General features: G+C 40.5%; 19 protein-coding genes, 1 tRNA gene and 1 pseudogene. 12 read left to right on the top strand and 9 right to left on the bottom strand.

Going from position 1 to position 22,092, the window contains the following annotated elements; all coding sequences use genetic code 11:
* Positions 1 to 49: 49 nt before the first annotated feature.
* Positions 50 to 988: a hypothetical protein gene (locus U0033_RS19220; RefSeq protein WP_072364319.1), complete on the top strand. Its 939-nt coding sequence runs from the start codon at positions 50 to 52 to the stop codon at positions 986 to 988.
* 76 nt (positions 989 to 1,064) lie between these two features.
* Here U0033_RS19220 and U0033_RS19215 read toward each other — a convergent pair whose 3' ends face one another.
* The 4 genes from U0033_RS19215 to U0033_RS19200 all read right to left on the bottom strand — a co-directional run bounded on the left by U0033_RS19215 (position 1,065) and on the right by U0033_RS19200 (position 5,094).
* Positions 1,065 to 1,799 carry a S1 family peptidase gene (locus U0033_RS19215; protein WP_072364318.1) on the bottom strand — a complete coding sequence of 245 codons (735 nt, stop codon included), beginning with the start codon at positions 1,797 to 1,799 and terminating at the stop codon, positions 1,065 to 1,067.
* A gap of 153 nt (positions 1,800 to 1,952) precedes the next feature.
* Positions 1,953 to 3,047, bottom strand: coding sequence for a topoisomerase (locus U0033_RS19210; RefSeq protein WP_072364317.1), 1,095 nt, complete (start codon positions 3,045 to 3,047; stop codon positions 1,953 to 1,955).
* Between the two features lie 317 nt (positions 3,048 to 3,364).
* Positions 3,365 to 4,630 (bottom strand): toll/interleukin-1 receptor domain-containing protein, encoded by a 1,266-nt coding sequence (locus U0033_RS19205; protein ID WP_072364316.1) that lies wholly within the window; start codon positions 4,628 to 4,630, stop codon positions 3,365 to 3,367.
* 62 nt (positions 4,631 to 4,692) lie between these two features.
* Positions 4,693 to 5,094, bottom strand: a complete 402-nt coding sequence (locus U0033_RS19200) for a hypothetical protein (RefSeq protein ID WP_072364315.1) — start codon at positions 5,092 to 5,094, stop codon at positions 4,693 to 4,695.
* A 734-nt stretch (positions 5,095 to 5,828) separates the two neighbouring features.
* On the opposite strand from U0033_RS19200, the gene U0033_RS19195 reads away from it, so the two are divergent.
* From U0033_RS19195 to U0033_RS33455, 5 genes and pseudogenes are all read left to right on the top strand, one after another.
* Positions 5,829 to 6,590, top strand: a complete 762-nt coding sequence (locus U0033_RS19195) for a sensor histidine kinase (RefSeq protein ID WP_072364314.1) — start codon at positions 5,829 to 5,831, stop codon at positions 6,588 to 6,590.
* A gap of 1 nt (position 6,591) precedes the next feature.
* Positions 6,592 to 7,494, top strand: a complete 903-nt coding sequence (locus U0033_RS19190; RefSeq protein WP_072364313.1) for a HEPN domain-containing protein — start codon at positions 6,592 to 6,594, stop codon at positions 7,492 to 7,494.
* Positions 7,491 to 7,775, top strand: coding sequence for a helix-turn-helix domain-containing protein (locus U0033_RS33460; RefSeq protein ID WP_072364312.1), 285 nt, complete (start codon positions 7,491 to 7,493; stop codon positions 7,773 to 7,775). The genes U0033_RS19190 and U0033_RS33460 overlap by 4 nt, the downstream gene beginning before the upstream one ends.
* A 270-nt stretch (positions 7,776 to 8,045) precedes the next feature.
* Positions 8,046 to 8,297 (top strand): hypothetical protein, encoded by a 252-nt coding sequence (locus tag U0033_RS19185; RefSeq protein ID WP_072364311.1) that lies wholly within the window; start codon positions 8,046 to 8,048, stop codon positions 8,295 to 8,297.
* Between the two features lie 259 nt (positions 8,298 to 8,556).
* A pseudogene (locus U0033_RS33455) lies at positions 8,557 to 9,381 on the top strand (recombinase family protein); the annotation flags it as partial.
* 748 nt (positions 9,382 to 10,129) lie between these two features.
* On the opposite strand, the gene U0033_RS19180 reads toward U0033_RS33455, so the two are convergent.
* The 3 genes from U0033_RS19180 to U0033_RS19170 form a co-directional block, all read right to left on the bottom strand.
* Positions 10,130 to 10,214 (bottom strand) — tRNA-Ser (locus U0033_RS19180).
* 88 nt (positions 10,215 to 10,302) lie between these two features.
* A complete protein-coding gene (locus U0033_RS19175) occupies positions 10,303 to 11,364 on the bottom strand; it encodes an asparaginase (protein WP_245801846.1) in 1,062 nt (353 codons plus the stop codon).
* Between the two features lie 29 nt (positions 11,365 to 11,393).
* On the bottom strand, positions 11,394 to 12,164 hold the full coding sequence (locus tag U0033_RS19170) for a TatD family hydrolase (RefSeq protein ID WP_072364308.1): 771 nt from the start codon (positions 12,162 to 12,164) through the stop codon (positions 11,394 to 11,396).
* A gap of 128 nt (positions 12,165 to 12,292) precedes the next feature.
* On the opposite strand from U0033_RS19170, the gene U0033_RS19165 reads away from it, so the two are divergent.
* The gene (locus U0033_RS19165) at positions 12,293 to 13,174 is read left to right on the top strand and encodes a hypothetical protein (protein ID WP_143150884.1); all 882 of its coding nucleotides are present in this window, start codon (positions 12,293 to 12,295) and stop codon (positions 13,172 to 13,174) included.
* A gap of 82 nt (positions 13,175 to 13,256) precedes the next feature.
* Here U0033_RS19165 and U0033_RS19160 read toward each other — a convergent pair whose 3' ends face one another.
* Positions 13,257 to 13,883 (bottom strand): polysaccharide deacetylase family protein, encoded by a 627-nt coding sequence (locus tag U0033_RS19160; RefSeq protein WP_072364306.1) that lies wholly within the window; start codon positions 13,881 to 13,883, stop codon positions 13,257 to 13,259.
* Positions 13,884 to 13,999: 116 nt separating this feature from the next.
* Here U0033_RS19160 and gltX point away from each other — a divergent pair, with 116 nt between their 5' ends.
* On the top strand, positions 14,000 to 15,532 hold the full coding sequence (gltX, locus tag U0033_RS19155) for a glutamate--tRNA ligase (RefSeq protein ID WP_072364305.1): 1,533 nt from the start codon (positions 14,000 to 14,002) through the stop codon (positions 15,530 to 15,532).
* 147 nt (positions 15,533 to 15,679) lie between these two features.
* Here gltX and U0033_RS19150 read toward each other — a convergent pair whose 3' ends face one another.
* Positions 15,680 to 17,368, bottom strand: a complete 1,689-nt coding sequence (locus tag U0033_RS19150; RefSeq protein WP_072364304.1) for a glutamine--tRNA ligase/YqeY domain fusion protein — start codon at positions 17,366 to 17,368, stop codon at positions 15,680 to 15,682.
* A gap of 155 nt (positions 17,369 to 17,523) precedes the next feature.
* Between U0033_RS19150 and U0033_RS19145 the strand changes: the two genes are divergently transcribed.
* The 4 genes from U0033_RS19145 to fumC all read left to right on the top strand — a co-directional run bounded on the left by U0033_RS19145 (position 17,524) and on the right by fumC (position 22,050).
* Complete coding sequence (locus U0033_RS19145; protein WP_072364303.1) at positions 17,524 to 17,943, top strand: cobalamin B12-binding domain-containing protein; 420 nt, start codon at positions 17,524 to 17,526, stop codon at positions 17,941 to 17,943.
* 53 nt (positions 17,944 to 17,996) lie between these two features.
* The gene (locus U0033_RS19140) at positions 17,997 to 18,731 is read left to right on the top strand and encodes a hypothetical protein (protein ID WP_072364302.1); all 735 of its coding nucleotides are present in this window, start codon (positions 17,997 to 17,999) and stop codon (positions 18,729 to 18,731) included.
* A 248-nt stretch (positions 18,732 to 18,979) separates the two neighbouring features.
* Positions 18,980 to 19,756 (top strand): enoyl-CoA hydratase/isomerase family protein, encoded by a 777-nt coding sequence (locus U0033_RS19135; RefSeq protein WP_072364301.1) that lies wholly within the window; start codon positions 18,980 to 18,982, stop codon positions 19,754 to 19,756.
* A gap of 893 nt (positions 19,757 to 20,649) precedes the next feature.
* The gene (gene fumC / locus U0033_RS19130; protein ID WP_072364299.1) at positions 20,650 to 22,050 is read left to right on the top strand and encodes a class II fumarate hydratase; all 1,401 of its coding nucleotides are present in this window, start codon (positions 20,650 to 20,652) and stop codon (positions 22,048 to 22,050) included.
* Positions 22,051 to 22,092: the final 42 nt, after the last annotated feature.

Genomic DNA, 22,092 nt, shown 5'->3' with positions numbered 1-22,092 from the left:
GAACAAACTAACGGCATTAAAAAACTTTATTCTGTAAAAATCAATATAAATGAAATTGGAGTTTATAACTGAAGATGGGAAAGAATATATTTTGGTGTCCAAGCAGGCCCATGTAGAAGAAATAGTTAATCGAATTATTAAAAAGGAGCCATTTGCCGATCAATTCAAATTTTCCGAAAGAGAATTATTTATCTCTATTCTTGAATTAATAGACGTTAACTATGAAAACTTTACAGCCAAATACTTTTATTATGATGCCATACGTAAATTGCATATATCAGAAAGCCAGTTTGGATATGTATGGATTAGCACTGTTGGATTAGTTGCAAATAAGAAAACGACTAAAAATCCAGCCGTAAATTCTTGCCTTAACCAATATACAGTAGTTTCATTATTAATTGAAAAAGCGATTGAAGTTGTTAAAGATGAGAAAGTGTATGACATCGACTCTCATAAGTTCGGCCTTCTCAGTACGTTATCTCCTGCTATATATCATAACCTTGTTTTTTATATCGAGGTCTTTTGTAAAGCATATCTTTTCTTAACAGGAACTCAGCCTAAACATAGTCATAAACTATCCTACATTTATCAGAAAACTATTGAAGTGATGACTAATAGCAATCATGATGATTCGCTTTTTCAAATATTGGTACTTGATCCACTTTATAAATTTGTTGATCACGTAAACAAAATTCCTGGTGATTTCAAAGAACATTTTATTAAGTATGACGATAATCCACAAGATGACACTGTAATTCTGTTTGATTTAGTAGGTTTATTTGAGATGAAAACCCTACTTGAATTATCTGCTGATTTTATCGATGACTACTTTTATATGGGTACAGATACACATTACCTAAAGCCTAACCTTTATCAAAGATTGTTGGATAAAGCAGACACAGAAGAGAAAAAGAAAAGGATACAAGACATGTATCCTCATTTGGCAAAGAAAGAAAGTAATAACACTAATGATGTTCCGCTGCCTTAATTGCAGTATGTGTTGTCCATAAGAAATATAATTTGGAAAGGTTTGCGAGATTTAATTTGTTACGAAACTAACCTCTTTATATTACCGTAATATATCCACCCGCGATAAGGTCTGGAATAGGAATATTTCCATTTTCAGACGGTACCGATAGATCTTTCAAGAATGTCACTGGTGTTAAACTAGAAATTGCTACATCACCTAAATCCATTCCTGTAGAGTTAACAGCGACCACCGTCGCATTATGCAAAACTGGTCCTCCACTAGCACCGCCATCTATTTTCATTGTTGTTTGATAACATGCATTTCGCAAGAGTCCCATACCATTTGGATGAAAATCCTCAACTATTCCTGAAGACCATACACCTTGAAATGTAAATTGTTGATGATCATCATCTAGCCATTCATTTTGTGTATTCGGAAAAGCGTAAGTACTTATGGCATCTCCAGTCTGCAAGGGTTGAAAAGATAAACAAAAGGCAGATGCTGGTACTGGATTTTGATTAAACCTGTCATTATTTTTGGCATCTCCTAACATGCCAATTGCAATATCTGCATTTGGATGTACTACTAGATGTTTGAGAGTACGGACTACACGTGTACCATCTTCCAAGCTTTGTACTCCATAGAGTGTTGGGCGATGGGTTCCGTCATTTTTAAAAAATACATGTTTTGCAGTTACAAAACCACCAAAAGGAGTTATAAAAAAACCAGTTCCAACACAATTGAAAACCTTCGATTTAGGATCAAAAGTTATAAGAGGAAAAATGCTGGCTTCTTTTGGAACAAGTTTACCTTCTGAATTTTTAAACATACATTTATTTTTAAAATAATTATTTGCTGAACCTTCCAATGCAAAGAAAATCAATAGTTATTAGCAATGGTTAACAGGATGCATTTTGCATAATGTTTTTAAATTAACATGTAATATAAAAACAATAGCTATTTAAATCATAATCATACGGCCTTACCTTTCTAAAGGTTTATTAAAAAAATCCTCCATAATATGAAGCTTCAATTGTTTTCCTGAACTTTTCGGTTCTAAGTACTTTTTCATATCACTAAATATTTTTCCCGTATCTGTTAAATCAATATCAGTATAAATAAGGGCGAAGATTCCATGCTTTTTAAAGAAATCCTTATGTTTTTTCATCTCTTTTTCAAAATTATTCCTCGCCATTTCGTTAATTGCTTTTTGAGTTAATCCAGCTGTTTTAGTGAGATGACCATGTGTTGACCAAGGAGATAATTCAAAGCCAATCTTATTTAATTCACTTGGTTCAATTATTGTAAAGTCTAGTCTATATTTATGAACCACTTCAATCCCTTCATATCTAAATTCAGGAATAAGGAGGGGAACATTTTCGGGTCTTTCACTGTTAATAACATAATTTGAATAATGCTCTGCTAACTCCATTTCATACTTCGAACCAGAAGCTCTTACAATTACGTTCTGAAAAAAGTTTAAATATTCCGGAATATCCCTAAAGGGTATTTTAGCATCTTTATTCGGAATTAATAGTCCTGTCTCTAGTACATGACCAATACTCCAAAATGGCTTTTTAAAGTGCCTGATTTCACTTTTGTCATTCTCCCACTGACCATTTACAAATCTTGGTGTCACCATCAGCCCGTAATTAGCATTCGTTTGACCAATCCAAATTTCAGCTTCCTCAACTTTGGGTCTCTTTTTAGACAGTGCTTCAAAATTTCTCAAATACGTCCTTTCTAAAAAAAGGAATAAATAATCTTTAAAAACTTTATATTTTCTTAAAAGCAAATAGGTGTCGTAAGTACTGCTATTTTCTTTGTTACTTCCTCTTGCTTTTAGGTCCTCTTCATAACCTTGTAACCAAAGGCTGATAAAGTGATCAGATGAGTAAATAACTTCGTTTTTTATGTCAATATAATCAGCAAACTTTCCTCCAATCTTTCCATGTAAAGAAAATTCTGAATCAAATCCCGTTTTTAATAAAACTTCAGGGAGTAATATTTTCAATTCTTCAGAAAGACTATTAATAATTTTATTTCGGGCAGTTTTTTCGGGGTCTCTTTTTGCCATTTCTTTTTTTTTGAAGGTTATACTATATTCTAATTATAATACAAGTGGTAAATACAGTCTAATGCATTGTAATTTAATCAATAGCCTTAATTTAAGAGTTTCGACAATTTCTCCCTGAGTTATGATTGGGGAATGGAATTTATACAGTCAAAATCTCAGAGGATGACATACGAAAGGCATTTTAATATAGTCCTTGGTTAATTACTCTACTATAAACCTCAGATAAGGTAGAAAAATGAGTTTATTAAAATTCAAAATAAAGAATGCGTGATTTAACAATGCTGGTGTAAACTATATATTCTGTTATTGAGCAGCTATTAATTAAAATTGGGTTTATTCCCAATTTCTGGCTGTATAATGGCGGGCTCATTATAAATTTCCCTGATTAGATCACTGTAACTAATATGAAAATTTTCGTCTTTCCTCAAATCTAAGTGAATAAATTGTTGCATAAATTCTGGGATACTTTCCTTCATTTCCCCTGTCCTTAGCACAGGTATTATTTTTTCATTTGTAGTTTGATTTTTATATAAATCTATATTCATAATGGAATATTCATATCCTACGCCTCCGGCTCTTTTGTCTGCCTTCAGTTTATAATTGGGTGTGAAAATAATCAGGATCTTGTGCGCTTGAGATATTGATTGTTCTATAAAAAAAGGAACGCTTTTCCCTGCTGTTAGGGAATATCTATCCAATATAACTTTAACTCCATCCGTGGTAAGTTTGTTAGCAAGATTTAAAACCCATTCTTTATGGGCTTCATCATCCCAAGAGTAAGAAATGAAAACTACTGGATTGCTATCTGCTTGGGATTCAGTTTTTGTTGCACTAATCACATCGTTGTCAATTACCTTCTTGCCCATAATCATGTCAATTGCTTGTACTTTTTCTGGTAAAAATGGTTTTACTATTGATGTGATTTTGTCTACTATTCTTATTCGAGTGAGTTCGTCAATATCCATTAATATATCATAGTAAAATATTCTTCTACTGGTACTTTTACCTTCCTGCCCCCGTAGTTGAATATATTGGGAATAATCAGGATGATAGGGCAGTATTTCTCTTACGGCATTAATAAATCTTGGTCCAGAAAAGTAAGTAGCTACATCTTCTGGATTATTAATTAACTCAAAAAGTCGGTTGTAAACTTCTATCCAATTTATTGTTGATTTTGAGTGTGATATTGCTCTTGCTTCCTCTATTTCATTAACTATGGATTCGTAATTCGTAATAATCTCTTTACAAATTTCCTCATCTGGATATTGCTTTGCATAATTATAGGCTTCTTTGAATGGGCTTCTTTCTGCCAGTTCAATTGTAAGCTTCTTCAAGTTAGTTTCTGTTAACTTGTAGAACTTACCGTGATGGAGCACGTATAATAGGCCTAGAACACCATTTATATCTTTATTATCTTTAGGATATTCTCGCACTTTTTGAAGAAACACTGTTTCAAAAGTTTGTGCCGCATTGATTAAAGAAGGTTCGTTCGCAATCTCATTTTTATTTTTATGAAGAATATCAATTATGTTTGACCATTGTTCTTTTTGTAGAAGCTGGTAAATTTCTTCGGGATTAATCATATTTTGGTGTATTGCAGGTTGTTTAAGGTTCAAATTTTAAGTAAACATTTTCTTGAATCGACTTACAGTTCCGCATTATATTGCTTCATATCTTGTATATCTTTGAACTTATGCAGTTTTGAGGCTAAGTCTTTATCTGTTTTAATTTCGTGATTCGCCTGATCTGTGAATTTTTCGGGAATTGACCCTACATAATAAGCAAAACGGTGTAAGTCCTTCAGTGAAAACTTTATAGGATTTCGTAATTTATCTAAAAAGCGGCCATGATTTACGCCTAATTCATCTGCCATTGCCTTAGAAAAAAGAGGTTCTAATTCTCTCATTTTTTTTAGATTTCCACTATCCATAATTGACTTAATAGATAAACACTTTGACTGAATATCTTCTCGTAAACCTTCAATAGTCTTTACTTTCCTTCCTCTTTTCACATCAGTTGCTTTAGTAGGTTTAGATTGCTTCGTCATTTTGGGAAATTTTACTTTATAAAAATGGCAAAACCTACTGATATACAAGTTGTTATTTACATTTTGTTGTTTAAAATATACTATATGTATATTTTATTTACGTTTTTAGTATATTTAATTGCTATAATTGCATAATAAAGTTTCTTATTTGTACCTATTTTAAACGGGTATGATGGGAATTATATTTAATATGGTAAATTTGTACTTCTTCATATAATAAGAGGTAAACGTTTTGACGAGTCTCGGCACCCGAATCTGACAGTTCACAAAGCACGAGTAAGTTTAAAACGCCCAATTCCTATATCTAATAGGGTTGGGCTTACTTACGCATTTGTGCTTTGGCCGCTTTCGAGCGGTGGGCTTTGTCAGAGCCCGGGTGGCAAAGGGCGGGTAAGTCCAACCCTATTGGCATTTAAATATGCCTAAAGGATACCTTACTATCCGGGGCTCGCATTTTTCTATCATAAATGCGAGTTGCTATGACACCTTCGTTTCTCTTATGCCCACAAAAAGTTCTTAGGAAGCTAATTCCTTATAGGCGATTACTATTACCTCCTTATCCATCCTTTTGTTTACCTCCTTAGATCAGAAGTAAGGAATATTAAACATAACAACTGTAACCGTTTTCTTCTTTAGAGTTATAACCCAAACTTCCCATAATTACTTATCTAAGGTAGCTACATTCCGTAAAGGGATAAGGGCTTTTCTATGTCATAAACTCTCAAAATTCTATTATGATATTATTACAAAATAATAGGGTAAGGACATCCCCAGCTGATTTAGAAACAATGCACCGCTTTATGGGTATGTTGGCCCATGAAATGCGAACACAGATAGCAGGTATTTGTACAGCAAGTAAAATGCTACTTAATGAGAAAGATAGCAAGAAAGACACCGATTTCTACCTATCACATATTAACTCAATGGGCATTAATGTCCTGCATGTTTTAAATAACATGATGGCAACTAGTAATATCCAAGATGGTAAACTAGCCATTAAAATGTTATCGAAACGTATTCATATTCGCCAATGGTTTAAGGATCAGTTGCAACAGTATAAGGTAATCACCGCTACTCGTTCCGTAAAAATCAAAACCACTTTTCGACGCACAGTACCGGAGTATATAATAACAGATGAAATTAAACTTGGACAAATTATAAAGAACCTCATAGACAATGCCCTAAAATTTGCCCCTCCCGGCACCGACATTTCCATTCAAATCAGTTCCTTGGGGGTAAGCCGTTTATTATTCCAAATTTCTGATCATGGAGAGGGTATTCCGTCTGATAAAATTCCATTCCTATTTGAGCCGTTCCAATCTATTGACGAAGGTTTGGGGGGAATGGGATTAGGCTTATATGTCAGTAAACTATATGCTGTTTCTTTAGGTGGAGATCTTATACTGGCGAATAGTGACAGCAAGGGAACCACCTTTTTAATTCTGATCAACAATCAATTTCAACCGAACTCAATTCCTAATAATTTAATTCATTAAAATGAACACAACAACCTTCCAACATCTTGCCAAGCCACAGAGAGAGCAATTAGTACAGTTAATACAAAAGATTGTAAAGAATTTTTTACCACTAAAAATAATATGCTACGGTTATCGAACTACTACCATGAGTGATTGGAGTTGCTTTTTTGATAGAGATACCCGAATAGAAACTACATCTCCAACCTATGACTTATTAATAATAACCGATGATGAGGAAAAAAGACAGCAACATGAAATAGTTGATATGGTAGAAAAATATGCACTTTCACTACGTTTTGATGCCACCATTATTGTACTACCAATGAATTCTGTTAACAAAGGTTTGGAGAATGGTAAACGATTTGTTTCTTCTCTTTTTCGTTATGGAGTAATACTTTATAGTAATGGTTTTGTTTTGTCAACTCCACGGCAGGAAATGGAAACATCCATGTTAAAGGATATTATAGAAGCTAATTGGCACACGAACTTTGACAAGGCACAGCGTTATTTAAAGACTGCTGCTTATTGTTTTAATAATGGCTGGAATGAGCTTACTGTTTTCGACCTGCACCAATCGGTAGAGCATGCATGCATTGCTATACTAAGAGCGTACACAGGTTACCGACCAACCACCCATAATCTTTCTCGTTTATTAAAGCTTACCTGTAATATCTCTCTGGAAGTAATGGTTGTCTTCCCGTGTCTGACAAAAGAAGAAACAGACCTATTTAATACGTTAAATAGAGCCTATACTGAAGCCCGTTATAAGGATACGTATTCGGTATCTACGGAGGTCACAAAAACGATAATGGATAGGGTTATAACCTTGTTAAACTTAATAGAAAAGTTATACGAGAGAAAACGGAATAGCTTAGAATCTGCACTCCCTGTTAGTTTTCCGTTAAACGTAAATAGTCAATGAATCGGCCATCCAAAAGCAAAGATTCTACTACACAGCCAACTAGTTACTTTTCTCAATGCCTTGGTGAAGAATTGTATTTATTACGGAAGGATCAAAAGAAAAGTATAAAAGTGGTTGCAAAGGATACAAAGATGTCTCCCCGCACAATTACTAAAGTAGAAAAGGGGCTATTAAAGAACTTTTATCCTTCCAGATTATACAAGCTCTGTGAATATTATAATGCTAACATAAGAGATGTATTGGGTAGGGCTGAGATCAAAGATAGGGCTAATACTATTTAAACTTGTTTTAAATGGAGCTCAATAGTATTTAATTGTTTTCAATCGGTTTTCAATGTGTTTTCAATATGTTTTTAATTCGAAATCAAAAGGATTGCCCCAATCTTGGTCTGTTTTTTTGGTACTAGGCATTACTGCTCCCTTTTTTATGGGCGGTCTACCTAATTAGACATAATTCGACATAATCAGGTAAAATTTGACATAAAACTACATAATTCGACATAATCCGGACATTGCCTTTTTCGACGGTGGTAATTTTGTAGAAAAAAAACTATGACTAAACTCACAAGACAGGTATTTGATATACCAGCCGATATTATGCTGGATGTATGCAGTTTAATTTGCGAACACGAACTTGAGCATACCATCATGGAAGTAGATGAGGATGAAGATACAATCAGTCTTGAACTACAGTATAGTAAACAAGACAGGAAAGTAATTCATAAGATAGAGGATATGATAGCTGATAACAGTGATGAAGAAGGTGACGATGACGAGGAAGATGATGATGACCAGGATGAATAGTAGTATCCGTAATAGGGAGTGTAATTAATTTTATACTCCCTATTGCATTATGAGTATTATTTTTTCCATTTTAATTTCTTCCTATGTGCAACACTGAGTTAACTGAACCATCAGAGGATACTGAAAGCCTAAATATATCAGACCCTGAGCTTTTAATAACACTTAAAATATTCGCGAGGATCCTACTATCTGTTAACCACTCAGAACACATTGAGACACCATTTGTAAATCTTAATCCATCACCTGAAAAATTAGCCGCATGAGTATTATTAACGCTTTTAAACAATTTGGAAACTATTCCAAAAAACAACCTGTTAAAGTGGCCGCACAGGCAGCTGTGGTATATACCAGGGTATCCAGTAAGGAACAGGCAGACCATAATTTAAGCCTGGATGTTCAGCGTAAATCAATCGAAGAATCTGCCCGCAAGAACAATTTGGGTATCATCGGTTACTTTGGAGGTACTTATGAAAGCGCTAAAACCGATGGTCGTAAAGAGTTTAATCGGATGTTGGACTTTATTAAAACCCGTAAGGGAAAAGTGAGCCATATATTAGTTTATACACTTGATCGTTTCTCCCGAACAGGAGGTGCTGCCATTAAATTAGCCGAGGAATTAAGGGAGAATTATGGTGTTACAATATTTGCAGTAACTCAGCCAACTGATACATCCAATCCTAGTGGTGTATTGCATCAGAATATTACCTTTTTGTTTAGTCAGTACGATAATCAGCTGCGTAAGCAAAAAGCAGTTGCCGGGATGATAGAAAAGTTTGACAAAGGTATTTGGGTAACTAAGCCACCGCAGGGATATGATATTGTGAAGATTAACGGTCAACGTAAAATTGTTGTAAACGAAGTAGGTAAAAAGATAAAGAAGGCATTTATCTGGAAGGCCGAGGGTATGAAGAATGAGGAAATTATTTCCAGGCTGAAGGCTATGGGAGTTAAGATGTATAAACAGCAGTTAACTAAGATATTTAAACGTCCTTTTTATTGTGGTATGATTAACCACGGGTTATTGGAAGGTAAAATAGTGGAAGGTGACCATGAGAAGATGATAAGCCCTGAAATCTTTTTAAAAGTCAATAACATTCATCAAGGTACGGGAGGATATGGAGTACCACACAAAAAGGAACAAGATGCGGTGCCTCTTAAAATCTTCATTAAATGTGATACCTGTAACCAGCCATTTACTGGTTATGTAGTCAAATCAAAGTCATTGTGGTATTACAAGTGCCGTAAAGATGGTTGTAAATGCAATAAAAGTGCTAAAAAAATGCACGAACTATTTGAGCAGTTATTAAGTCAATTCTGTTTTGATGATAATCAGACAGGATCCCTTAGAAAGGTACTTCTTGAGGAGTATTATGAAATGAACAGGGAAAACATGGAACAACAGAAAATATTAACCGCCCAATTAAAGGAGGTCGATAACAAGATCGATGGCTTGGAGGAAAGCAGGTATGTTCTAAAGGAAATAGGGCAGGAGACGTTCGACAAGTTTTATTCCCGGTACAGTAAGGAGCGGAATCTTATTTCCACCAAATTGGAAAAATGCACCGGAAGTATTTCGAACCCTGAAGAAGAAATAAACCAAGCCATATCTCTTTCTTCCAATCTCGCTATGGTATGGCGCTCCAGCGACACAGGTGCCAAAGAAAAACTCCAAACTCTCATCTTCCCTCAAGGAATCATCTACGACCGCCAAAATGAGTCATTTCGAACCCCAAAAGTAAATTTTATTTTCTCACGGATTGCCCACCTATCGGGCAATCCACCCCAAAATGAAAAAGGGACCGATCATCATTTAGATAATCAGTCCCTCTTAGCGGAAAGGAAGGGATTCGAACCCTTGATACCTTGCGGTATACCCGCTTTCCAGGCGAGCCAGTTCAGCCACTCCTGCACCTTTCCTTGGTTTGTGGCTTGAATTTCGGATGGCAAAGGTAGCCATTTCAACCACAATTCCAAAATATTCTCGAAAGAATAAAACTGATCTTCGTCACCATTCATGATTTATCGGCGTCAACTCCCCTCTCAAACTCGTCTCTATCATCTCCCTCGTCGCTACCGCATCCAAATTCTGCCCCAACACAAACATCAATTTCGTAATCGCCGCCTCAAACGTCATATCATGCCCACTAATCACCCCTATCTGCGCCAATAAAGAACTTGTTTCATACTTACCCAGCTCTACAGACCCCCCGTCACACTGCGTAACATCCACAATCACAATCCCCTTATCTATCGCCTTACGCAAACAATCTATAAACCACGGCTGCGTATTCGTATTCCCACTACCAAACGTCTCCATAATCACCCCTTTCAATCCCTGTATCCCCAGTATCGCTTCCACTGCCTTCCTCGTAATCCCCGGGAACATCTTCAACACCGTCACATTATCATCCATATGCTTATGCACCTTCAATGGCGCCGTAGGCAATGGCAATACCGCCTGTGTCTTATACTTAATATCAATCCCTGCTTCCGCCAGCGGTACATAGTTCATAGAATAAAAAGCCTCGAATTTCTCCGCATTATACTTCTTGGAACGATTCCCCCTGAACAACGAAAAGTCAAAGTAAATACATACCTCTGGTACCACCACATGCCCATTATGACGGGTAGAAGCGATCTCCATCGCCGTAATAATGTTCTCCTTCGCATCCGTCCTGATCTTTCCAATAGGCAACTGAGACCCCGTCAAAATCACCGGCTTCGCCAGGTTCTCCAACATAAAACTCAGTGCCGATGCCGTAAACGACATCGTATCAGACCCATGCAGGATCACAAAACCATCATACCGGTCGTACCTGTCCTCAATAATAGAAGCCAGTTCTACCCATATTTCCGGCTGCATGTCAGAAGAATCGATGGGAGGATTGAAAGCATACACATAAAAATCTATGCCCATGCGGTATAGTTCGGGCAAGTTGTTCCTGATCTCGTTAAAGCCAATCGGCCGCAAAGCCTTTGTCTTTTCATCGTAGATCATACCCACTGTTCCGCCCGTGTAAATAATCAGGATTTTACTCATTGCAAGCTGCTGTATCTGCTGTATCAAAAATGCGTGCAAATTTACCGCGTAATCAGTTAGTTAGTTTTGAATAATTTCAACGCATTGCTTGTCGTTATTGCAGCTACATCTTCAATTTTTAGATTTTTTATATCTGCAATTTTCTGACCGATCAATGGAATATACGAACTCTCATTCCTTTTCCCCCTATATGGAACAGGTGCCAGGTAAGGCGCATCTGTCTCTAATACAATGTGTTCCATGCCTATCTCCCCCAGCGTTACATCCAGCCCTGACTTCTTAAAAGTCACCACACCTCCAATGCCCAGGTAAAACCCAAGATCAATGATCTCACGCGCCTCCGCTATCGTTCCGCCAAAACAATGAAATACCCCACTCAACCTGCCATCCTGCAATGCACGAACTTCATCTATACATTCCCGGGTGCTCTCCCGGCTGTGGATCGCTACCGGAATACCATATTGCCGGGCCAGGTCCAGTTGCCGCCTGAACGCCTTATATTGCTGCACTGTAAAAGTCTTATCCCAGTAAAAATCCAGCCCAATCTCCCCAATCGCCTTAAAAGCACGCTTCTCCAGCCAGCTTTCCACCACTGCCAGCTCCTCATCCACATTATCATTCACATAACAAGGATGCACCCCCATCATAGGTATACATACCCCCGGAAACTGATGCTCTAATGCCAGCATTCCTTCAATTGACTGACTGTCAATATTTGGCATTATTAATTGATATACGCCCGCCTGAATTGCTCGCTCAATCATCGCCGTTCTGTCATCAGAAAAATCTTCCCCATATAAATGGGCATGTGTATCAATCCATTGCATTTTTTCCTAAATATTAATTTTTTCCTATAGAAGCCTAAAAATATTATATTTGTATTTATTAAATATATCAGCGATCTCCCGTACAAAAGTACGGCCGCAAAACCTCATTAAAAATTTATACTTATCCTATGAGAAGCTATTTTTGCTTTAACCGTATCCTCGCAGGTGTTATGTGCCTTTTATTGACAGCCACTTTGTTTTATGCTTGCTCCAAGAGCAATACTGATGTGACTAAAAGTAATACTAACGATAATTTGACCCTGTCCGCTGCCAGCGACCAGGCTATTGCATTAGGCTATTTCGATGACCTTTTCGTAGTTGCACAGGAAGTGTGCCGGGATGCGGGCTATTCTCAAACAGGTCGTAAAGCTGCTCATGATATTAATTCCAAACTTGGATCCTGCTATAAATATACTGTGGATGATGTGCAGCAAGACAACTGGCCTAAAACAATATTAGTAAGCTTTGACGCAGGCTGTGCTGACGAATCTGGTCGTATCCGTGTAGGTACCATCCAGATCACAATGTCTGGTTACTTCTACTATACAGGTTCTGTAATTACTATAAAACCACTCACTTACACCGTAAATGGTAAAGCGATCACTGGTACCCAGACCATCACCAATGCCAGCAATAACAGCGGTTACAAATACCTCTCCGTTATTTCCGGCGGTTCTGTAACCCTCGATACTACAACGGTAGGCTTTGGAGGTCGCGGAACTTATACACAAACTGCCGGTACTGCAACCCTGGGTGATGTGTATGATGATATCTTTACTTACGCAGGTACTGACTCCCTGGTATATGCAACCGGTAAAACTGCTTATATCACAGTTGCAGATTCCTCTGCCCTGGAAAGAAAACTGAGCTGTGCTTTTATCGGGAAAGGTAAAGCGACAGTTACATTCAACGCTATGTCCGCTATCTTAGATTATGGTAATGGTGTATGTGATGACTCTTTAACAGTATCAGTAGGCGATAAAGTGAAGACAATCAAACTGCCTAAATAATAAATAACTGCCCAGGTTTCTAATTGCCCGAAAGCGCGAATGCCAACAGGGGAGCAAGGAACCTGGGTTTTTTATTCCCACACTACACCGGTATCGCTTCCATCTCCAGCCCCTTCTTCTTAAAATATTCCATCACCCTCGGCAGTGCATACTCCAGCCGCTCCCACGCCTTCGTACTATCATGAAAAACTATTATCGAACCCGGTTTTGACTTGAACACCACGTTCTGTACACAGGCCTCTCCATTTATTTCCGTATCAAAATCCGCACTCAACACATCCCACATCACAATCTTTGCCCCCGGCACCAGCCGCTTAATCTGCCTGATCTGAAATGGCGTAATCCGCCCATAAGGTGGCCTGAACAAGGTAGAATTAATAAACTTCCGCGCCTCCATCATATTCTCCACATATTTATCTGTTCCCGTCTTCCACCCATTCATATGATTATGGGTATGATTCCCCGTCGTATGCCCCTCCTCCAATATCCGCTGATAAATCTCCGGATACTCCACCACATTCTTCCCAATACAAAAGAAAGTGCCTTTTGCATTGTACTTTTTCAACAGATCCAGGATAAAAGGAGTAGCCGTAGGATGCGGTCCATCATCAAAAGTAAGGTACACCGATGGCTTTGCAGGAGAAAGGCTCCAGGTGCAATTGCTATAAATTGCTTTCAGGATAGCCGGCGTCTTAGTCAGATAAAACATGGATGGGTTCGGATTTGATTTTAAAGGTAGCATAAATTGAACCGTATTTGTTCTATATAGGATCTAAATCAGTTTTTCTTGAACCGTAATTCGTAATTCCATTTTACCTTTGCGCCATGCAACAACAGAAAGTTCGGGTACGATTTGCGCCCAGTCCTACCGGCGGATTACACCTGGGTGGTGTACGCACGGTCCTATTCAATTACTTATTTGCAAAACAGCACAAGGGTGAATTTGTGCTCCGTATTGAGGATACCGACCAGACCCGTTATGTTCCCGGTGCAGAGGAATATATCATGGAATGCCTGAAATGGTGTGGTATGATTGCAGATGAAAGCCCTGAAAAAGGTGGTCCTTATGCCCCATATCGCCAAAGCGAACGTAAACCTATGTACCGCGAATACGCCGAGCAACTGGTAAAAGCAGGCCATGCCTATTATGCTTTTGATACACCGGAAGAGCTGGAAGAAATGCGCACCCGTCTCAAAACCGAAGAAAATCCTTCGCCACAATATAATCATGCTGCCCGTGCCCGGATGAAGAATTCCATTTCTTTATCTGAAGCCGAAACTGCTGAACTGCTGAAAAATGGCACCCGTCACGTGATCCGTATCAAAATGCCGGAAAACGAGGAAGTGAGCTTTACCGACCTGATTCGTGGCCATGTTCAGTTCAATACCAGCACCGTCGATGACAAAGTACTGCTGAAAGCCGATGGTATGCCTACCTATCACCTTGCTGTGGTGGTAGACGACTATCTCATGAAAATTACCCACGCTTTCCGTGGTGAAGAATGGCTGCCCTCCGCCCCTGTTCACTTGTTGCTATGGAAATACCTGGGCTGGGAAGCAGACATGCCTCAATGGGCACACCTGCCACTGATCCTGAAACCTGATGGCAATGGTAAATTGTCAAAACGTGATGGTGACAGGCTCGGGTTCCCTGTATATGCTATGAACTGGATTGATCCCAAAGAAAAAACGCTTACCAAAGGTTTCCGTGAAAACGGTTTCCTGCCTGAAGCATTTGTAAACATGCTGGCAATGCTGGGTTGGAATGACGGTTCCGGTCAGGAAATCTTTACCATGGATGAACTGATTGCCCGTTTCTCCCTGGATCGCGTAAGCAAATCCGGCGCTAAATTCGATTACGAAAAAGCAAAATGGTTCAACCACCAATACCTGCTGAATGCTGATAATAGCAAACTGGCAGCCTTGTTCGAACCCGTGCTGAAAGAAAAAGGCGTCACGGCGGCACCTGAATACGTAGCCACCATCGCTGGCTTAGTAAAAGATCGTTGTGATTTCGTCAATGATATATGGAATCACGGCTTCTTCTTCTTCCAGGCACCTGAAAACTGGGATGTAACTGCCGTAAAACCTAAGTGGAATGCGGATAAAACACAGTTCTTTATGGACTGGGCGTCTGTACTCGAAACACTGCATGATTTCTCCCTGGCATCAGTAGAAGAAAGCTTCAAAACACTCGCTGCTGCTATGAATATTAAAGTAGGTGAACTGCAATTGCCTTTCCGTATTATGCTGACAGGTGGTAAGTTTGGCCCTCCGGTATTTAATATCGCTGAGACATTGGGTAAGCACGAAACAATTCAAAGGATCATGAATGGCCTGAAAGCCATCAACGCATAAAATAGTATTCAAAAAAAGGAGCTTGTATCACAAATAAAAATACCTCTTGAGCTTCGTTTAAAATACTATACGATTCCTTCAGGAACCCGAATAAAAAGGGGCTGTATCGTACCTACGATACAGCCCCTTTTCTATTTAAGACTAAGTTTATTTCTTAGCTTCCTTCGCCCAGGTATCCTTCAACGTTACCGTCCTGTTAAACACCATCTTCTCACCCGTACTATCCGGATCTACCGTAAAGTAGCCCTTCCGCAGGAACTGTAATTTGTCACCCGGCTTCGCATCCACCAGTGATGGCTCGATCAGTGCATTCGGAATCACCGTCAATGAATCAGGATTGATATAAGATTTAAAATCACCTTCTTCACTACCTGGATCCGGTGTATTGAACAGGCGATCATACAACCTTACTTCTGCCTGCTTTGCATGCGCTGCACTCACCCAGTGAATCGTACCTTTCACTTTCAGATCAGAAGTATCATCACCACTCTTGCTCTCAGGATAATGAGTTGCATAGATCGTAGTTATATTGCCATTCTCATCTTTATCAAAACTTTCTCCCCTGATGATATACGCATTCTTCAAGCGCACTACCAGGCCCGGGCCCAGACGGAAGAACTTCTTAGGAGGTTCCTCCATAAAGTCTTCTCTCTCGATGTACAAGGTCTTGCTGAATGGAATAATACGTGTACCAGAAGCAGGATCTTCCGGGTTGTTATCCGCCGTCATCTCTTCCACCTGTCCATCCGGATAATCAGTGATCACCAGTTTCACAGGATCCAATACCGCCATCACACGATTCGCTGTTTTATTCAGCTCATCACGCACCAGGAATTCCAGGAGGCTGACATCAATCACGTTCTCACGTTTCTGTATCCCGATTCTTTCACAGAACTCCCGGATACTTGCAGGCGTGTAACCCCTTCTGCGCAAGCCACTGATAGTAGGCATACGGGGATCATCCCAACCGCTTACATGTTTCTCATTTACCAGCTGCAGCAGTTTACGTTTGCTCATCACCGTATAGGTCAGGTTCAACCTGGCAAACTCATACTGATGAGAAGGGAAAATACCCAGCTGCGCAATGAACCAGTTGTACAAAGCACGGTGAGGAATAAACTCTAAAGTACACACGGAATGGGTGATACCTTCAATGCTGTCACTTTGCCCATGAGCAAAGTCATACATGGGGTAAATACACCACTTGTCGCCGGTACGATGATGATGTGCGTGCTTGATGCGATACATCAAAGGGTCACGCATATGCATATTGGAACGTTCCGGAGAACCTTCCTCAAATTGTTCAGTATCTATTTTCGCACGCAATACTTTTTCACCATCCTTGAATTCACCATTTTTCATGCGCTCGAAAAGGTCGAGGTTCTCTTCAACACTACGGCTACGGTAAGGAGTAGGTGTACCGATCTGGGTAGGTGTACCTTTTGATGCAGCGATCTCCTCAGGAGTAGAATCGTCTACATAAGCCAGCCCCTTTTTGATCAGTTGTACAGCGAAATTGTAAATCTGGTCGAAATAATCGGACGCATAGAGTTCCTGTGCCCATTGGAAGCCCAACCATTGTATATCGGCTTTAATAGAGTCCACATATTCAGTGTCTTCGGTTACCGGATTGGTATCGTCGAACCGAAGATTGGTCTGGCCATTGTATTTCTTTGCCAGTCCAAAGTTCAGGCAGATGCTTTTAGCATGCCCGATATGCAGGTAGCCATTGGGTTCAGGCGGGAAGCGGGTCAGTACCCTTCCGTCATTGACCCCGTTGGCAATATCCTCTTCGATGATTTGTTCAAGGAAGTTCAAGGACCTTTCTTCGCTCATAAGGTTTAAATTATTTCGGTCGGCAAATGTAACGAAAATTGAGGGGAAATGGCCTGCGGCAGGCTTGAAAACCAAATTGTATTAATACAGGTTTTTCTCTTTTTAAGAGAATCGTACATTTAGGAAATCAATTCACGGAAAAACTGCAAAATAAAATGGTCAACCCCTCACAACGCCCTATCCGCGTCCTCGTGGCCAAAGTCGGCCTCGATGGCCATGATCGTGGTGCTAAAGTGATCGCCGCCGCCCTCCGCGACGCCGGCATGGAAGTGATTTACACCGGCCTTCGCCAAACACCGGAAATGGTGGTGAGCGCAGCGCTCCAGGAAGACGTGGACGCCATTGGCGTTAGCATTCTTTCCGGTGCCCACATGACCGTATTTCCCCGCATTATGGCCATCATGAAAGAAAAAAGCATGGACGATGTACTGCTGACTGGTGGCGGTATCATTCCTGAAACTGATATGCACACACTCAATGAAATGGGGGTTGGCAAACTATTTCCACCCGGTACCCGCACCGAGGATATTGCCACTTATATCCACGAATGGGTAGCATCGCACAGAAATTTCTAAAATTTCTGTAACCTTTTGCATACCCGGTCGTCTTTTTTAAAAAAGAAGAAAGCATGAACTTAAAATACACCCTGTTTGCCCTCATATGCTGCCTGTGCTACTTTGCAGTATATGCCCAGGATTCCACTGAACAAAAACCTGTAAAACTCCGCCAGCACGTATACCCATCCATTGGCGGCGATGGTCCGATCCTCACCTTTGGCGATGTAAAATATGCTGGAGAACATGTTAGCACCGTTCCCCGTTTTACCTTCTTCTTTAATATGGGCCGCAACTATAATTATGATGTCACCAAATGGTTCGGCATCTTTTCCGGTATCAACATCAAAAATATTGGGATCATCACCAAAGCAAGCGATTCGCTGGATATAAAGCTGAAACGCCGTGTATACACCCTGGGCGTGCCTTTCGGTATCAAAATAGGAGATGTAAGAGGGCAGAATTTCTTTTTCTTCCTGGGTGGTCAGTATGACCTTGCTTTTAACTACAAGGAAAAACAATTCGTAGATGGTAAAAAAGTAAAGAAATTCAATGAATGGTTCAGTGACCGCACCCCCCTGCTCATGCCCTCCCTGTTCGCCGGTTTCCGCTTTTACCCCGGTATAGGCCTGAAAGTGCAGTACTATCCAAATGACTTCTTCAACAAAGATTATAAACAAACCGTAGCAGGTGTAGCCACCTACCCTTATCGTAATGTAGCAGCTAAAATTTTCCTGGTGACCCTGACCTACGATTTCAGAGATCCGTGGATCAAGAATTATGGTCATTTTAGGCATCTCCATCACTAGCCTGATATTATTTTCACGTGTTTGATGCTATGCCCTCGCTTGTTCGACGCTAGTTCGATGCTAGTTCGATGCTTGTATATTTCAATAGCATTTACTGAGTATTGAAATTATGAAATCCTTCTCTGTCAATGATTGAGAAGGATTTTTTAATGAGTGGCTTGCTTGTATGGTAGAATAGTTGAATGTTAATATCCTATCAGTGATGGCGCCTAAAAATTCCTTACATTAGTTATCCAAACAGAAAAACCATGTACCAAACGATCAATACTACCATAGACAATCACACCCTTTTCATCTTCATTAACCGCCCGGATAAAATGAATGCCCTGAACCGGCAGGTAATGGCAGAACTAGCTCTTGCCATAGATGAGGTATATAAAAACGGAGAGATAAAAAGTGCAGTCATCACTGGTACTGGAGAAAAAGCATTCGTGGCCGGTGCAGATATTTCAGAATTCCTGAGCTTATCTCCACAGCAGGGAGTAGAACTGGCGAACAAAGGTCACATGATCTTCAAGCGTATTGAAGATTGCCCCAAACCTATTATTGCAGCAGTAAATGGATTTGCACTGGGTGGTGGCTGTGAACTTGCCATGGCCTGTCACTTTCGCATCGCTGCAACCAATGCAAAATTCGGTCAGCCGGAAGTGAACCTTGGCATCATTCCGGGATATGGTGGTACCCAACGTCTCACGACCCTCATTGGCAAAGGAAAGGCAATGGAACTGATGATGACTGCCGATATGATCAATGCTCAGGATGCCTTCCATTGGGGCCTCGTGAATCATGTAGTAGCACCAGAAGAATTACTCACAAAAACAAGAGAAATACTCGCAAAAATTCATGCAAAAGCACCGCTGGCAATTGCAAGAGTGATCAAGTGTGCAAATGGTGCGGTTGACAAAGATGTAGATGGATATGAGCTGGAAATCAATGAATTTGCTGCCTGTTTTGCTACAAAAGATATGCAGGAAGGCGCTTCCGCTTTCATTGAAAAAAGACCTGCTTCATTCACTGGAGAATAATCAGCATTTGTACTTTAAATGAGGATATGCCTCTTATGGATCACCGTATCCTGATCCCCATATTTTAAAAATACCTGCAATCCTGCTATCCGTACCTTGAAAAGATGGATCGGTGTAATGTATTTCCTGTAGCTGGCGGGCTGACTTACTTTTGATATATCGATTTCTTTAACCCCTTTATCAAAGTCACATTATATGTTGGGGGGGACAACCCAACAAGCCCCCCTCCCGGGAAGTGCGCTAGCGGATTTAACCGCACCGGGAGGGAAGGCTGACCTTTACAAGGTTGATAGTCTCAGCCGTTATTGTGACCCCAAAGGATATTATAGGCAGGTTTCCATCCAGCTGATTAGCCCGGAACCCTCCTGCAACTATTTTTTCATCTGTTCGCCCCCGAAAATAACAGCTGGTACTGGCGCTCATTGACATTGCTTCATTCATTCGCCCCCGAATTTTTAGCCGGTACCAGCACCATTCATCCATTCGCCCCCGAAAACCACTGCCCGTAAAAAAGGCATTTTTCATCCACCCCCGAAAGATCATCGCCTTTCAAAGGCATCCTTCATCCATTCGCCCCCGAAAATAATTGCCTGCAAAAGGCATCCTTCATCCATCTTCCCCCAAAGATTTTTTGCCGGTCCGGCCATCCATTAACCTGGTTTCATTCATTTGCCCATAGCCCATCAGGCCCTATCAGGGCCTTTTTTATCCATTCACCCCTCCCTTATTTTTACCTATCCTATATCAGGCCATTGTTACCATAGCCCGCTTGTACAGGCCATCCATTGCCAGCCCCCATTGGCCTCTTTTCATTCATTCACCCCAATTTTAGCCTGTACAAGCCATTTTTTTACCGACATTTAGTACGTTTGTAACGCAAAAAATCAAGCATTATGGAATATAGAATAGAGAAGGATACGATGGGCGAGGTACAAGTACCAGTTGACGCTTATTATGGTGCTCAAACCCAACGTTCTATCGACAATTTCAGGATAGCACAGGATATTAACAGAATGCCTAAAGAAATCATCCAGGCATTTGCATACCTCAAAAAAGCCGCTGCACTTACTAACCTGGATGCTGGCGTACTCTCCCAGGAAAAAGCCACTCTTATCGGCAACGCCTGCGATGAAATCCTCGCTGGCAAACTGAATGACCAATTCCCGCTGGTAGTATGGCAGACCGGTTCAGGTACCCAGTCCAACATGAACGTAAATGAAGTGATCGCCTACCGTGCCCATGTAAACAATGGTGGTAAGCTCACCGATAAAGATAAAGTGATACACCCGAATGACGATGTGAATAAGTCACAGTCATCCAACGATACCTTCCCTACCGCAATGCACATCGCGGCTTACAAAATGCTGATCGAGGTAACCATCCCGGGCATCAGGAAGCTGCGCGCTACCCTGGCTGAAAAGGCTGAAGCCTTCAAGCATGTGGTGAAAATAGGTCGTACCCACTTCATGGATGCTACCCCCCTTACCCTGGGGCAGGAAATCAGTGGCTATGTATCTCAACTGGATCACGGCCTGAGAGCCATCAACAATACCCTCGCTCACCTGAGCGAACTGGCATTGGGTGGTACTGCCGTAGGTACGGGCATCAATACCCCAATTGGCTATTCTGAGAATGTAGCAAAACACATCGCTAAGCTCACCAGCCTCCCTTTCATCACTGCTGAAAACAAATTTGAAGCCCTGGCAGCTCACGATGCAATCGTAGAAGCGCATGGTGCACTCAAAACTGTAGCAGTAAGCCTGATGAAGATCGCAAACGATATCCGTATGCTCAGCTCCGGCCCACGCTCAGGTATCGGCGAACTCCACATCCCTGACAATGAACCAGGTTCTTCCATCATGCCTGGTAAAGTAAACCCTACACAATGTGAAGCCCTCACCATGATTGCTGCACAGGTAATGGGTAACGATGTAGCGATCAACATTGGAGGTGCTACCGGTCACTTCGAACTGAACGTGTTCAAACCTGTCATGATCTATAACTTCCTGCACTCCGCCCGCCTGATCGGTGATGGTTGCGTAAGCTTCAACGATAAATGTGCGACCGGGCTGGAACCGATCGATGCAAATATCAAAAAGCACGTAGACAACTCGCTGATGCTGGTAACCGCACTTAATACCAAAATCGGTTACTACAAAGCAGCAGAGATTGCGCAGAAAGCACATAAAGAAGGTACTACCCTGAAAGAAATGGCGGTGAAACTGGGTTATGTAAAACCTGAGGAATTTGATGCGTGGGTAAACCCGATCGATATGGTGGGCGAAATCAAATAATTTGAAAGTGATTCATTTTTTAAATTGAAAAAGAGTCATTGT

The sequence above is a fragment of the Chitinophaga sancti genome (assembly GCF_034424315.1).
GTDB classification, from domain to species: domain Bacteria; phylum Bacteroidota; class Bacteroidia; order Chitinophagales; family Chitinophagaceae; genus Chitinophaga; species Chitinophaga sancti.
Note: the sequence above shows the minus strand (reverse complement) of the source record. Positions and strands in the feature narration are given on the sequence as shown.